Source organism: Pseudomonas sp. TH34 (assembly GCF_016650865.1).
In the GTDB taxonomy this organism is placed as follows: Bacteria; Pseudomonadota; Gammaproteobacteria; order Pseudomonadales; family Pseudomonadaceae; genus Aquipseudomonas; species Aquipseudomonas yamanorum.
The window spans coordinates 148,342-161,144 of record NZ_JAEKFB010000022.1 but is presented as its reverse complement, the minus strand read 5'-3'; the positions used below and the strand labels follow the sequence as shown (position 1 = coordinate 161,144).

At 59.9% G+C, this 12,803-nt stretch carries 10 protein-coding genes and 4 tRNA genes; 6 read left to right on the top strand and 8 right to left on the bottom strand.

All coding sequences use genetic code 11. The features are described 5' to 3' along the window. Window positions 1-10: 10 nt before the first annotated feature. From clpP to JFU58_RS17520, 6 genes are all read right to left on the bottom strand, one after another. Window positions 11-646: an ATP-dependent Clp endopeptidase proteolytic subunit ClpP gene (gene clpP, locus JFU58_RS17545; protein ID WP_003174822.1), complete on the bottom strand. Its 636-nt coding sequence runs from the start codon at window positions 644-646 to the stop codon at window positions 11-13. A gap of 92 nt (window positions 647-738) precedes the next feature. Further along, entirely contained in the window at window positions 739-2,049 is a 1,311-nt protein-coding gene (gene tig / locus JFU58_RS17540) for a trigger factor (RefSeq protein WP_201141384.1), read from the bottom strand. A gap of 402 nt (window positions 2,050-2,451) precedes the next feature. Next, a tRNA-His gene (locus tag JFU58_RS17535) sits at window positions 2,452-2,527 on the bottom strand. Window positions 2,528-2,609: 82 nt separating this feature from the next. Next, a tRNA-Leu gene (locus JFU58_RS17530) sits at window positions 2,610-2,694 on the bottom strand. Window positions 2,695-2,747: 53 nt separating this feature from the next. Next, window positions 2,748-2,823, bottom strand: a tRNA-His gene (locus tag JFU58_RS17525). A 32-nt stretch (window positions 2,824-2,855) separates the two neighbouring features. Then, a tRNA-Arg gene (locus tag JFU58_RS17520) sits at window positions 2,856-2,932 on the bottom strand. 230 nt (window positions 2,933-3,162) lie between these two features. Here JFU58_RS17520 and folD point away from each other — a divergent pair. Together folD and pbpG are read left to right on the top strand one after the other, a co-directional pair. Then, a complete protein-coding gene (gene folD, locus JFU58_RS17515) occupies window positions 3,163-4,017 on the top strand; it encodes a bifunctional methylenetetrahydrofolate dehydrogenase/methenyltetrahydrofolate cyclohydrolase FolD (protein WP_201141382.1) in 855 nt (284 codons plus the stop codon). Between the two features lie 208 nt (window positions 4,018-4,225). Beyond that, complete coding sequence (gene pbpG / locus JFU58_RS17510; RefSeq protein WP_093207988.1) at window positions 4,226-5,158, top strand: D-alanyl-D-alanine endopeptidase; 933 nt, start codon at window positions 4,226-4,228, stop codon at window positions 5,156-5,158. A 46-nt stretch (window positions 5,159-5,204) separates the two neighbouring features. Here pbpG and JFU58_RS17505 read toward each other — a convergent pair whose 3' ends face one another. Continuing rightward, on the bottom strand, window positions 5,205-5,834 hold the full coding sequence (locus JFU58_RS17505) for a peptidase C39 family protein (RefSeq protein WP_093207986.1): 630 nt from the start codon (window positions 5,832-5,834) through the stop codon (window positions 5,205-5,207). Window positions 5,835-6,097: 263 nt separating this feature from the next. Between JFU58_RS17505 and JFU58_RS17500 the strand changes: the two genes are divergently transcribed. After that, window positions 6,098-6,259, top strand: a complete 162-nt coding sequence (locus JFU58_RS17500; protein WP_010166825.1) for a hypothetical protein — start codon at window positions 6,098-6,100, stop codon at window positions 6,257-6,259. Window positions 6,260-6,263: 4 nt separating this feature from the next. Here the strand turns inward: JFU58_RS17500 and JFU58_RS17495 are convergent, their stop codons facing one another. Then, on the bottom strand, window positions 6,264-6,674 hold the full coding sequence (locus JFU58_RS17495) for a PA0061/PA0062 family lipoprotein (protein WP_201141380.1): 411 nt from the start codon (window positions 6,672-6,674) through the stop codon (window positions 6,264-6,266). A gap of 216 nt (window positions 6,675-6,890) precedes the next feature. Here JFU58_RS17495 and JFU58_RS17490 point away from each other — a divergent pair, with 216 nt between their 5' ends. The 3 genes from JFU58_RS17490 to JFU58_RS17480 are packed head-to-tail and all read left to right on the top strand — an operon-like array spanning window position 6,891 to window position 12,670. Continuing rightward, the gene (locus tag JFU58_RS17490; protein ID WP_063028596.1) at window positions 6,891-10,112 is read left to right on the top strand and encodes an efflux RND transporter permease subunit; all 3,222 of its coding nucleotides are present in this window, start codon (window positions 6,891-6,893) and stop codon (window positions 10,110-10,112) included. After that, window positions 10,102-11,268 (top strand): efflux RND transporter periplasmic adaptor subunit, encoded by a 1,167-nt coding sequence (locus tag JFU58_RS17485; protein ID WP_093207981.1) that lies wholly within the window; start codon window positions 10,102-10,104, stop codon window positions 11,266-11,268. Before JFU58_RS17490 ends, JFU58_RS17485 begins: the two co-directional genes overlap by 11 nt. Then, on the top strand, window positions 11,252-12,670 hold the full coding sequence (locus tag JFU58_RS17480; protein WP_201141379.1) for an efflux transporter outer membrane subunit: 1,419 nt from the start codon (window positions 11,252-11,254) through the stop codon (window positions 12,668-12,670). Before JFU58_RS17485 ends, JFU58_RS17480 begins: the two co-directional genes overlap by 17 nt. Window positions 12,671-12,803 lie beyond the last annotated feature (133 nt).

The window sequence follows — 12,803 nt, the reverse complement described above, 5'->3', positions numbered from 1 at the left end:
GCTGCTTATATTAAGCGGGGCGCTTTTCGATCACTGCGTCGATCAACCCGTATTCACGCGCGGCTTCGGCGCTCATGAAATTGTCACGGTTGGTGTCGCGCTCGATCTCTTCCAGGGTATGCCCGCTATGTTTGGCCATCAGCGTGTTGAGACGCTCACGAATAAAGAGGATTTCCTTGGCATGGATTTCGATGTCCGATGCCTGGCCCTGGAAACCGCCCAGTGGCTGGTGAATCATCACGCGCGAGTTCGGCAGGCAGTAACGCTTGCCCTCAGCACCAGCGGTCAGCAGGAAAGCACCCATGCTGCACGCCTGACCGATACAGGTGGTCGATACGTTCGGCTTGATGAACTGCATGGTGTCGTAGATCGACATGCCAGCTGTTACCGAACCGCCCGGGGAGTTGATGTAGAGATGGATGTCCTTGTCCGGGTTTTCCGCTTCAAGGAACAGCAGCTGCGCACAGATCAGGTTGGCCATGTAGTCCTCTACCGGACCAACCAGAAAGATCACTCGCTCCTTGAGCAGGCGCGAGTAGATGTCATAGGCGCGTTCGCCACGAGCAGATTGCTCGACAACCATCGGGACCAGGCCGCCAGCGGCCTGGATATCAGAGTTCTGCTGAATATACGAATTACGGAACATGCTCTGCAGTTACTCCCAAATAGTCATGTCTTGAATACGCATAAGCCAGCGCGAGGCTGGCTTATGGGTGTATTTTCAAACGAGTTGAGCGATCAGTCGGCTTGTGCTGCTTCAGCCGGCTTGACTGCTTCTTCGTAAGAGACCGCTTTATCGGTCACCTTAGCCTTCTGCAGAACAGTATCCACAACTTGCTCTTCCAGCACAACCGAACGCACTTCGTTCAGCTGCTGGTCGTTCTTGTAGTACCAGGACACGACAGCCTCAGGCTCCTGGTAGGCCGAAGCCATTTCCTGGATCATTTCGCGAACGCGGGTTTCGTCTGGCTTGAGGTCGAATTGCTTGACCACTTCAGCCACGATCAGACCCAGTACAACGCGGCGCTTGGCTTGTTCTTCGAACAGCTCGGCAGGCAGTTGGTCAGGCTTGATGTTGCCACCGAACTGCTGAACAGCCTGCACACGCAGACGATCAACTTCGTTGGACAGCAGGGCCTTCGGCACTTCGATCGGGTTGGCGGCCAGCAGACCGTCCATCACCTGGTTCTTGACCTTGGATTTGATGGCCTGACGCAGCTCACGCTCCATGTTCTTGCGAACTTCGGTGCGGAAACCTTCGATGCCGGTTTCCTTGATACCGAACTGGTTGAAGAACTCTTCGTTCAGTTCTGGCAGCTTAGGCTCGGAAACGGTGTTGACAGTCACGGTGAACTCGGCGGCTTTGCCAGCCAGGTCCAGGTTCTGATAGTCAGCCGGGAAAGCCAGGTTCAGAACGCGCTCTTCGCCGGCTTTGGCGCCAACCAGGCCGTCTTCGAAACCAGGGATCATGCGGTTGGAGCCCAGTACCAGCTGGGTGCCCTTGGCGGAGCCGCCAGCGAATGCTTCGCCGTCAACCTTGCCAACGAAATCGATGTTCAGCTGGTCTTCGTTCTGGGCAGCGCGATCGGCCACTTCAAAACGAGTGTTCTGCTTGCGCAGGATTTCCAGCATGTTGTCCAGATCGGAGTCAGCAACATCAGCGCTCAGGCGCTCGATGGCGATCGAATCGAAACCGGCAACTTCGAATTCAGGGAACACTTCGAAGATTGCAACGTATTCCAGATCCTTGCCTGCTTCCAGGGACTTAGGCTCGATGGAAGGCGAGCCAGCCGGGTTCAGCTTTTGCTCGACAACGGCTTCGTAGAAGGAAGCCTGGATCACGTCACCTACAGCTTCCTGACGTGCATCAGCACCGAAGCGGCGCTTGATTTCGCTCATTGGCACTTTGCCTGGACGGAAACCAGCGATCTTGGCCTTTTGGGCAGTCTGCTGCAGACGCTTGTTGACCTGGGTCTCGATGCGCTCGGCCGGCACGGTGATGCTCATGCGGCGCTCAAGAGCAGAAGTATTTTCAACAGAAACTTGCATGGATATTCCTCGTTGCACAGACGTTAGCTGGCCGTTTCCGACCCCAGAATCAAGGGCATGCATTCTAGTGGGTCAAACTCAAGAAGTCACCCTACTGAAAACGGGTAAAAAAACAGCAGGCAATTTATAGGTACGAATGCACGAGTGCAGCTCGCCCCGGTAGCAAATACATCCCATCACGCCAGGGCTCTGCGCCAACCCTTCTATATATAGAAGCAGCTGCCAATCATCTCCCTGACAACCGACCCTGCGGACAAGGCCAGCGAGCAGTGCGGCATCATCGCGAAACATAAATACGACGAAACGCCCTGCCCTTGCAGCCCAGCACCTGCGACTGCGTTGAAACTCAAACCGCTGAAACAAAAAAGGCGCCAGACTATTAATCTGGCGCCTTTCGAAATATGGGGTGGACGAAGGGGATCGAACCCTCGACAACGGGAGTCACAATCCCGTGCTCTACCAACTGAGCTACGCCCACCATATTGCGTGACCAAAAAGCCCGTCAAAATGGCTATTTGTTGAGCCTCGCGACGACCATCCAGCCTTCACGAAACTTTATTTGGTGCGGATGAAGAGACTCGAACTCTTACACCTTGCGGCGCTGGAACCTAAATCCAGTGTGTCTACCAATTCCACCACATCCGCATGAAGCTCTTAAAGCAAAGGCGCCAGACTGTTAATCTGGCGCCCTTTAAATATGGGGTGGACGAAGGGGATCGAACCCTCGACAACGGGAGTCACAATCCCGTGCTCTACCAACTGAGCTACGCCCACCATATTGCGCTACTTGTGCCAAAGCTGCCTAATGGCGCACCCGGCAGGACTCGAACCTGCGACCATCCGCTTAGAAGGCGGATGCTCTATCCAGCTGAGCTACGGGCGCCTTATTAATCTGTACTCTTGGAGGATTACAAACTAACCAGTGCTAGGCTGTGCCCGACAAGTGCGACGAATAGTATAGATGCACCCGAAACCCGTCAAATCCTTTTTATAAAAAATTCATTTTATTTAAGGGGTTAGGGGAATTTGCAGACCAAGCGCCTTTGCCCTCGCGCCATGGCATGCGAGAATGCGCGCACTTTTCTTCCCCCTCTCGATGGTTAATCACGCGTAATGACTGCACAACTTATCGACGGCAAATCAATCGCCGCCAGCCTGCGCCAGCAGATCGCCAAACGAGTCGCCGAGCGCAGCCAACAAGGCCTGCGCACGCCGGGCCTCGCGGTGATCCTGGTCGGCAGCGATCCTGCCTCTCAGGTTTATGTCTCGCACAAGCGTAAAGACTGTGAAGAGGTCGGCTTTATTTCAAAAGCCTACGACTTGGATTCCTACACCACCCAGCAGGCCCTCACCGACCTGATCGACAGCCTCAACGACGATCCGGCCATCGACGGCATCCTGCTGCAGCTGCCCTTGCCCGAGCACCTGGACGCGTCGAAACTGCTCGAACGCATCCGCCCGGACAAAGACGTCGACGGCTTCCACCCTTATAACGTCGGTCGCCTGGCCCAGCGTATCCCGCTGCTGCGCCCGTGCACCCCGAAGGGCATCATGACCCTGCTGGAAAGCACCGGCGTCGACCTGTATGGCCTGGATGCAGTCGTTGTCGGCGCATCAAACATCGTCGGTCGCCCGATGGCCATGGAACTGCTGCTGGCCGGCTGCACCGTGACCGTCACCCATCGCTTCACCAAGGACCTGGCTGGCCACGTTGGCCGCGCCGACCTGGTGGTAGTCGCCGCCGGCAAGCCGGGCCTGGTCAAGGGTGAATGGATCAAGGAAGGCGCCATCGTCATCGACGTAGGCATCAACCGCCAGGACGACGGCAAGCTGGTGGGCGACGTGGTGTACGAAACCGCCCTGCCCCGCGCTGGCTGGATCACCCCGGTCCCGGGCGGCGTTGGCCCGATGACCCGTGCCTGCCTGCTGGAAAATACCCTGTACGCAGCCGAAACCCTGCACGGCTAATAACCAGCCGCTCTGAAAAAGCCCTGCCTTATCGCAGGGCTTTTTATTGGCCGGATAAAAAGTACTTTTTTCTTTGTTTTTAAGGGCTTTCATCTGTTTTCAGAAGAACATTCGACAGTTTCTGATCCATACTCCTAAAATGTAACGGCATTTATCAGAAAGTCCGTGCAGAACGGTATATCCCTACTTTTTTAGCGAGTTCATCCGCGTGAAAATTCATCTTTCCATCATCAGCCTATTTTTTGCATTTACAGGCACCTTCGCGAGCGCCAGTGAAACCACCATGGCCCCCCGCGACATGTCCACCCTGCACATCGCTTCCGGCAGTGCGATGGTGGTAGACCTGCAGACCAACAAAGTCATCTATGCCAGCAACCCGGATGTCATCGTGCCGATCGCCTCAGTGAGCAAACTGATGACCGGCCTGATCGTGCTGGAAGCCAAGCAAAACATGGACGAGTACATTGACATCAACATCAAGGACACGCCAGAGATGAAAGGCGTGTTCTCCCGGGTCAAGATCGGCAGCGAGATGCCGCGTAAAGAGATGTTGCTGATTGCCCTGATGTCCTCGGAAAACCGCGCCGCCGCCAGCCTGGCCCACCACTACCCGGGCGGCTACCCGGCCTTTATCGCGGCGATGAACGCCAAGGCCAAGGCGCTGGGCATGACCAGCACCCACTATGTAGAGCCCACCGGCCTGTCGATCCACAACGTGTCCACCGCCCGTGACTTGAGCAAACTGCTGGCCGCTGCACGCAAGTACCCGATGCTCAGCCAGTTGAGTACCACCAAGGAAAAGACCGTCTCGTTCCGCAAACCCAACTACACCCTGGGTTTCTCCAACACTGACCACCTGATCAACCGCGCCAACTGGGACATCAAGCTGACCAAGACTGGCTTCACCAACCAGGCCGGCCACTGCCTGGTGCTGGTGACCAGCATGGGCAATCGCCCGGTGTCGCTGGTGATCCTCGATGCCTTCGGCAAATTCACCCACTTTGCCGATGCCGGGCGCATCCGCAGCTGGGTCGAAACCGGCAAGAGCGGCTCGGTGCCAGACGTCGCATTGCGCTACAAGGCTGACAAAAACCTGAAGAACCGTCCACGGGCGAATGTTCAGGTCACCGAATCCCGCTGATTGGTAAACACACACATAAAAAACGGCGCCCTTGAGCGCCGTTTTTTTAGTTGGCCTGACTGGCCAGTGTCTTGACCGCCTGGGCCGCGGCCTGTTCCTGGCCCGCCTGGGCCGTGGCGCTGGCAGCCTGCTGCCAGCGCTGGGCGTCGACCTTGACCGGCAACTGGGTGGGCCGCTGAATCAGTACCGCCCACTTGCCGCCGTCTTTCCACGCCGACTCAAACGCGCTGAAATCCATCGGCATGCGTCGCGCCAAGCCTGAACGCAGCAACACCATGCTCTTCTGCTTGTTGTACCCCACCACCACCACATACCGCGGCCCGGCCCAGAAGGTCGAGCCCTGGGTGATACGCGCCATCACCGGGTACCCGGCCGCGACCTGTGCCAGCAGCGCCGGCAACTGATCTTCCAGCGGGTACACCAACATCCCGTATTCACGGGCCAGCACCTGCATGTTGCGCTCAAGGTCCGCTTCAGCACCCGGCAAATGCAGTGGCTTATCCAATAACCCCGGTGTAATCACAATGCCTTGTTGGGACAGCATGCTGGCCAGAGCGGCTGGGCCACCGAGGTAAGTCTCGCCGCGAAACGCCGGCACGCCCTTGAGTTCGACGCTCTCCGGCAGGCCCGGGATGCTCGTGGGTTTTGGATGCGAGGTGCAGGCCGCCAGCCCCATGAAACAGGCTGCGACCCACCAGGAGGTTTTAATGTTCGAGGGAAACCGCAACTTCTTCACTCACTTGATCAACTGCCGACGTGGGCCCTGATCATAGGACGCTCCGGGGCGCGGGTATAGCCTTGTGCCGCAGTAAAAGGCCCGCCATAGAGCAAACAAGTTGGACGCACACGACCATTGGTCAATAGCAGGCAACCTGCGGATAGCTAGACTGTCCATTGAGAAGACAGTGTGTGCCCGGTACCGGGCGAAAGGAGGCACTTATGAGCCTGACAACAACGATTCTGCTTTTGATCTGTGGCTGGTTGGCCGTCGCCGCCGCCATGCTTTGGGGCGTTATGCGCGTGACCCGCCGGCACCATCACCCACAGGTAAAACCCGCAGCACCCGGCAAGCTGCACAAACCCGCCGGGCACCACGCCTGACGCCTTAGCCAGGCATGCAACTGAAGTCATCGGTCTGCGCCAATTCCTTGCCGTGGCTATCCTTCAACTCGGCACGCACCGTCGTACCCAGGCTGGATTCCACCAGGGTGTAATGCTCGCCGGCCTTGAAGTTGCCGTAGGTCACATGCCCGCGACAATCCTGCTGGTTATCATCCCCCGCCTCTTCTTCAAACAAGGTGACATCCAGGCGATGCGCGCCGGATTTCACTTCGAAGTAGCGGCCATCATTAATGTTTTTACCGTCTACCCGCTCGGCCATCAGGTCGTTGGGCGCCTCCTCTTGCAGGCCGATCCAGGCTTCGCTCGGGTCCGCCTTAGGCATCGGGCCGGCACATGCCGACAACAGCAGGACCGCACTCAAGGCCGGGATCAACAACAAGGGTTTAAGAGACATGGCAGAACTCCAAATGGATAAAGAGTGAACAGGCGAAACAGCTCCCGTTCGATCGGTATCCAGCTTGGTACTGTCACCATTGTTGAACAAATGAATACATATGAAAGGATCTTCAGCCGTTAACTAAATCTTCCTTCACCTGGCTGAAAGGTGCGTGTTAGGTGGGTCGGGCAAGACTGCCGGGGTTTGCAATCCCACTCCTTTGGAGGTTACGGCATGCTCGGGCTGGTAAAGACCGCACTGCTCAAGCCCTACACGTTTATCGTGCTGGCAATATTCATCTGCATCATTGGGCCCATGGCGGCCTTGCGTACCCCCACTGACGTATTTCCCGATATTGGCATCCCCGTCGTCGCGGTGGTGTGGCAGTACAACGGCCTGTCTCCGGACGCCATGGCCGGTCGGGTGATCTACACCTACGAACGCTCTCTGAGTACCACCGTCAACGACATCGAACACATTGAATCGCAGTCGTTACCCGGCATGGGCATCGTGAAGATTTTCTTCCAGCCCGGCGTGGATATCCGCACCGCCAACGCCCAGGTAACCGCGGTGTCACAAACCGTGCTCAAGCAGATGCCACCGGGCATCACCCCACCACTGATCCTCAACTACAGCGCCTCCACGGTGCCGATCCTGCAGATGGCGTTCTCCAGCCCCAGCCTGTCGGAAGCGAAAATCCGCGACCTGGTGCAGAACAATATCCGCCTGCCCCTGAGTGCCCTGCCCGGCCTGGCCATGCCCACGCCGATGGGCGGCAAGCAACGCCAGATCACCCTCGACCTCGACCCGCAGGCGCTGGCCGCCAAAGGCCTCTCGGCACAAGACGTGGGCAACGCCCTGGCACTGCAAAACCAGATCATCCCGGTGGGTACCGCCAAACTCGGCCCCAACGAATACACGATCTTGCTCAACAACAGCCCCAAGGCGATTGATGAGCTCAACGACCTGCCGATCAAGACGGTCGACGGCGCGATCATTACCATCGGCCAGGTGGCCCACGTGCGTGACGGCTCGCCGCCGCAGACCAACATCGTGCGCGTCGACGGCCACCGTGCGGTGCTGATGCCGGCCCTGAAAAACGGCAGCATCTCCACCCTGTCGATCATCGACGGCATCCGCCAGATGCTGCCGCGCATCAATGAAACCCTGCCGCCGTCGCTGAAGACCTCGCTGCTCGGCGACGCCTCGGTGTTCGTCAAACAGTCGGTGGGCAGCGTGGCCCAGGAAGGCATCATCGCCGCCTTGCTCACCAGTGCGATGATCCTGCTGTTCCTCGGCAGCTGGCGCTCGACCCTCATCATCGCCGCCTCGATTCCCCTGGCGGTGCTCTCGGCCATCGCACTGTTGGCGGCCACCGGGCAAACCCTCAACGTCATGACCCTCGGCGGGCTGGCGTTGGCGGTGGGGATCCTGGTGGACGACGCCACGGTGACCATCGAGAACATCAACTGGCACCTGGAGCAAGGCAAGGCGGTGAAGGACGCGATCCTCGACGGCGCCAAGCAAATCGTCGGCCCGGCATTCGTGTCCCTGCTGTGTATCTGCATCGTGTTTGTGCCGATGTTCATGCTCCAAGGCATCGCCGGCTATCTGTTCCGCCCGATGGCGTTGGCGGTGATTTTCGCCATGGCCAGCTCGTTCATTCTGTCGCGAACGCTGGTGCCGACCCTGGCGATGTTCCTGCTCAAGCCACACGTACCGGAGCAAGGCCAGGGCCATCACCCGGAAGACGAATTCATCAACCATCACGAGGGCGACCAGCACCAACCCCAGCGCAACGCCGTACTGCAATCAGTGCTGAATTTCCAGCAGGGTTTCGAGCGTCACTTCTCCAACGTGCGCGACGTTTACCACAGCCTGCTGACCCTTGCCCTGGGTGCACGCAAGCGATTCATCGTGGGTTTTCTGGCGTGCATCCTCGCATCGTTCCTGCTGCTGCCAAGCCTGGGCCAGGACTTCTTCCCGGCCACCGACGCCGGGGCCATGGCCCTGCACGTGCGCTTGCCGCTGGGCACGCGGATCGAAGAAAGCGCCGCCGCGTTTGACCGGATCGAAGCGCGGATTCGCGAGATCGTTCCGGCCGATGAACTCGACACCATCGTCGACAACATCGGCATCCCGCTGAGCGGCATCGACATGGCCTACAGCAGCAGCGGCACCATCGGCCCACAGGACGGTGATATCCAGGTCACCCTGAAAAAAGACCACGCGCCGACCGCCGACTACGTGAAAAAACTGCGTGAAGCCCTGCCCGAAAGTTTCCCCGGCAGCCAGTTCGCCTTCCTGCCGGCGGACATCAGCAGCCAGATCCTCAACTTCGGTTCACCGGCCCCGCTGGACGTGAAAATCTCCGGGCGCAGCGATGAAGAAAACCGCGCCTACGCCGTGGAACTGGAACGTCGCCTGAAACACGTACCGGGCATTGCCGACCTGCGTATCCAGCAGTCCACCGGCTACCCGTCACTGCAAGTCAACGTGGACCGGATGCGCGCCAACGGCCTGGGCATCACCGAGCGTGACGTGACCAACAGCATGGTTGCGTCCCTGGCCGGCAGCTCGCAAACCGCGCCGACGTTCTGGCTGAACCCGGCCAACGGCGTGTCGTATTCGATCGTGGCTGCAACCCCCCAGTACCGCCTCGACAGCCTGCCGTCCCTGGAAGCGCTGCCGGTGACCGGTGCCGATGGCCAGTCGCAAATCCTCGGCGGCGTAGCGACCATTTCTCGCGTGCAAAGCCCGGCGGTGGTCACCCACTATAATATCGAACCGACCCTGGACCTGTACGCCAACGTGCAAGGCCGCGACCTCGGCGGCGTCGCCAGCGATGTGCAAAAAGTGCTGAATGACATGGCCCCGATGCGTCCCAAAGGCGCGACCATCAGCCTGCACGGGCAGATCGATGCGCTGCATGAAGCGTTCAACGGCTTGAGCTTCGGCCTGCTCGGCGCGGTGGTGCTGATCTACCTGCTGATCGTGGTCAACTTCCAGTCCTGGACCGACCCGTTCGTGATCATCACCGCGCTGCCGGCGGCCCTCGCGGGGATCGTGTGGATGCTGTTCCTCAGCGGCACCTCGTTGTCGGTGCCCGCACTCACGGGGGCCATCCTCTGTATGGGCGTGGCCACCGCCAACTCGATCCTGGTGGTGAGCTTCTGTCGAGAGCGCCTGGCCGAACACGGCGATGCACTCAAGGCCGCATTGGAAGCCGGCTACACCCGTTTCCGCCCGGTCTGCATGACCGCTCTGGCGATGATCATCGGCATGTTGCCGCTGGCCTTGTCCGAAGAACAAAACGCGCCGCTGGGACGTGCCGTGATCGGCGGCCTGATCCTCGCCACCACTGCCACTTTGCTGTTTGTACCCGTGGTCTTCAGTTTGGTCCACGGTCGTCACCCTACTCGCGCTGCTGCTGGAGAAACCCCACATGTCGTCTGATCACAAACCCTCGCGCAAGCGTCTGATGCTCATGGGTGTCGGCGGCCTGACACTGGCTGCCCTGTTGGTCGCCAACGGCCTGCACGCCCGTACGATGCATGAAAAATCCGTCACCGCCTGGACCGAAACCGCCGCCGTGCCGCAGGTGCTGGTGTTCCAGCCAAAGCAGAACGCGGCCGGCGACACCCTGCGCCTGCCCGCGCACCTGGAAGCCTGGAGCAAGGCACCGATTCATGCGCGGGTCAGCGGTTACTTGAAAGACTGGAAAGTCGACATCGGCAGCCAGGTCAAGGCCGGGCAAATCCTCGCCGAGATCGACAGCCCCGACCTCGACCAGCAAGTAGCACAAACCCACGCGCGCATGGTGCAGGAACAGGCCAACGCACGCCTGGCGGAGACCACCGCCACCCGCTGGAAAAACCTGCTGGACAGCCATTCGGTATCGCGCCAGGAGGCCGATGAAAAAACCTCCAACGCACTGGCTGCCAAGGCTAACGCCCAGGCCGCCGAGGCTGACTATGCGCGGCTCTCGGCGCTGGAAGACTACAAGACCATTCGCGCGCCATTCGCCGGTGTGATCACCGCGCGCAACACCGACATCGGACAGTTGATCAAGGCCGACAGCGACAGCGATCCCGAGCTGTTCGACATCGCCGACACCCACCAACTGCGCCTCTACGTGCCGGTGCCGCAGAACTATGCGGCGGTAATTCATCCCGGGTTGGCCGCCCAACTGACGGTACCCGAGCACCCCGGCGAACACTTCAGCGCGAAGCTGATGGGCGACTCCACCGCCATCGACCGCCGCTCCGGCACGCTGCTCGCGCAGTTCGTGGCCGACAACCCGGACGGCAAGTTGCTGCCCGGCGACTACGCCGAAGCCACCCTGGCGATTCCGGCAGATACCCATGGCGTGAGCATCCCGGCCAGCGCCCTGATCTTCCGCGCCCAAGGTACCCAGGTCGCGGTACTGGACGCCAAGAACCACGTGCACCTGCAAGACATCCACATCGGCCTCGACCTCGGCGAGCGCCTGGTGATTGACCAGGGCCTGAAACCCGCCGACCGCGTAGTCGACAACCCACCCGACGCCCTGCGCGAAGGCGACGCCGTGCAGCTGGCCGACGCCGGAGGTGCCCATGCGCCCAAGGCTTAAACCCCTCGCGGCCTTGGTGTTGCTGGCGCTGCACGGTTGCTCGCTGGCGCCCACCTACAAGGCGCCAACCCTTGACCTGCCGGCCAAGTACCGCGAACAGACCAGCGATGGCCCGTGGCACAGCGCGCAACCGTCCGACCAACTGGCGCCGAAGTGGTGGCAGCTTTACCAGGACCAGCGCTTGAACGACCTGCAGGAACAACTGCTCAAGGCCAACCCGGACCTGGCGGCGGCGCTGGCGCATTTCGATGCGTCCCAGGCGTATGCCAGCCAGTTGCATGCCGGTTTGTTCCCGCAAATCACCGCCAGCGCACAGCCGTTGCGTCAGCGCCAATCGGATTCCCGGCCGCTGCGGGGCGATACCCAACCTTCGGTGTACAACAGCAACACGGCGGGGTTTGCGCTGAGCTTTGATCTGGATCTGTGGGGCAAAATCCGCAACCAGGTGGCGGCGGGTGATGCACAGGCCCAAGCCTCCGGGGATGATTTGGCGGTGGCACGCCTGAGCCTGCAGCATCAGTTAGCGACGCTGTACGTGCAGCTCAACGGCCTGGATGCCCAGAGCCGGATTCTCAGCAGCTCGCTGGATGATTTTGGCCAGGCACTGAAACTGACGCGCAGCCGGTACGAAGGCCAGATCGCCTCGGAACTGGACCTGACCCGGGCGCAGAATCAGCTGGCTGAAGCCGAGGCGCAGCTTGACGATGTACGCGGTCAACGCAATCTCACCGAGCATGCGATTGGGGAGTTGGTGGGTGTGTCGGCCAGTGAATTCCAGCTGCCGCCGAGCCAGCAATTGATCGCCTTGCCGGGAATTCCCCAACAGCTGCCGAGCCATTTGCTGCAACGTCGACCAGATATTGCAGCGGCGGAGCGGCGGGTGTTTGCAGCCAACGCGAATATCGGCGTGGCCAAGGCGGCGTGGTACCCGGATTTCAGTTTGACCGGCTTGATTGGCGGGCAGACCCAAGGTGTGGGCAACTTGTTCTCCGCCGCCAATCGGTATTGGGCGCTGGGGCCGCTGATGAATCTGCCGATCTTTGATGGCGGCCGGCTGAGCGCCAATGAGCGCCAGGCCAAGGCGGAGTTTGAAGAGGCTTCGGCGCACTATCGCAGCCAGGTGTTAAGAGCCGTGCGTGAGGTGGAAGACAACCTTGGGCAACTGCGTGATTTGCAGCAGGAAGCAATGGATGAACAAGCCGCCGCAAATGCTGCGGAGCACACCCAGGCGCTGGCGATGAACAGTTATCAGGCGGGGGCTGTGAGTTACCTGGATGTGGTGACGGCACAGACCGCAGCGTTGCAGGCACAGCGCACATTGCAAGCGGTGCAGACGCGGCAGTTGCAGGCGAGTGTTGGGTTGGTGACAGCCCTCGGCGGAGGCTGGAAGCCCGACGCCTGATACAAATCTCGAGCCCACCCTGGATCAAATGTGGGAGCTGGCTTGCCTGCGATAACGGAGTGTCAGGCACTGCAACTGTGTCTGAAACACCGCTATCGCGGGCAAGCCCGGCTCCCACATTTGAGAGGAGTGA

What these genes read in the sequence shown, in the direction of transcription:
- clpP (WP_003174822.1), bottom strand. Translation starts at nt 646, where the DNA reads ATGTTCCGTAATTCGTATATTCAGCAGAACTCTGATATCCAGGCCGCT.
- tig (WP_201141384.1), bottom strand. Translation starts at nt 2,049, where the DNA reads ATGCAAGTTTCTGTTGAAAATACTTCTGCTCTTGAGCGCCGCATGAGC.
- folD (WP_201141382.1), top strand. Translation starts at nt 3,163, where the DNA reads ATGACTGCACAACTTATCGACGGCAAATCAATCGCCGCCAGCCTGCGC.
- JFU58_RS17505 (WP_093207986.1), bottom strand. Translation starts at nt 5,834, where the DNA reads ATGGGGCTGGCGGCCTGCACCTCGCATCCAAAACCCACGAGCATCCCG.
- JFU58_RS17500 (WP_010166825.1), top strand. Translation starts at nt 6,098, where the DNA reads ATGAGCCTGACAACAACGATTCTGCTTTTGATCTGTGGCTGGTTGGCC.
- JFU58_RS17495 (WP_201141380.1), bottom strand. Translation starts at nt 6,674, where the DNA reads ATGTCTCTTAAACCCTTGTTGTTGATCCCGGCCTTGAGTGCGGTCCTG.
- JFU58_RS17490 (WP_063028596.1), top strand. Translation starts at nt 6,891, where the DNA reads ATGCTCGGGCTGGTAAAGACCGCACTGCTCAAGCCCTACACGTTTATC.
- JFU58_RS17485 (WP_093207981.1), top strand. Translation starts at nt 10,102, where the DNA reads ATGTCGTCTGATCACAAACCCTCGCGCAAGCGTCTGATGCTCATGGGT.
- JFU58_RS17480 (WP_201141379.1), top strand. Translation starts at nt 11,252, where the DNA reads ATGCGCCCAAGGCTTAAACCCCTCGCGGCCTTGGTGTTGCTGGCGCTG.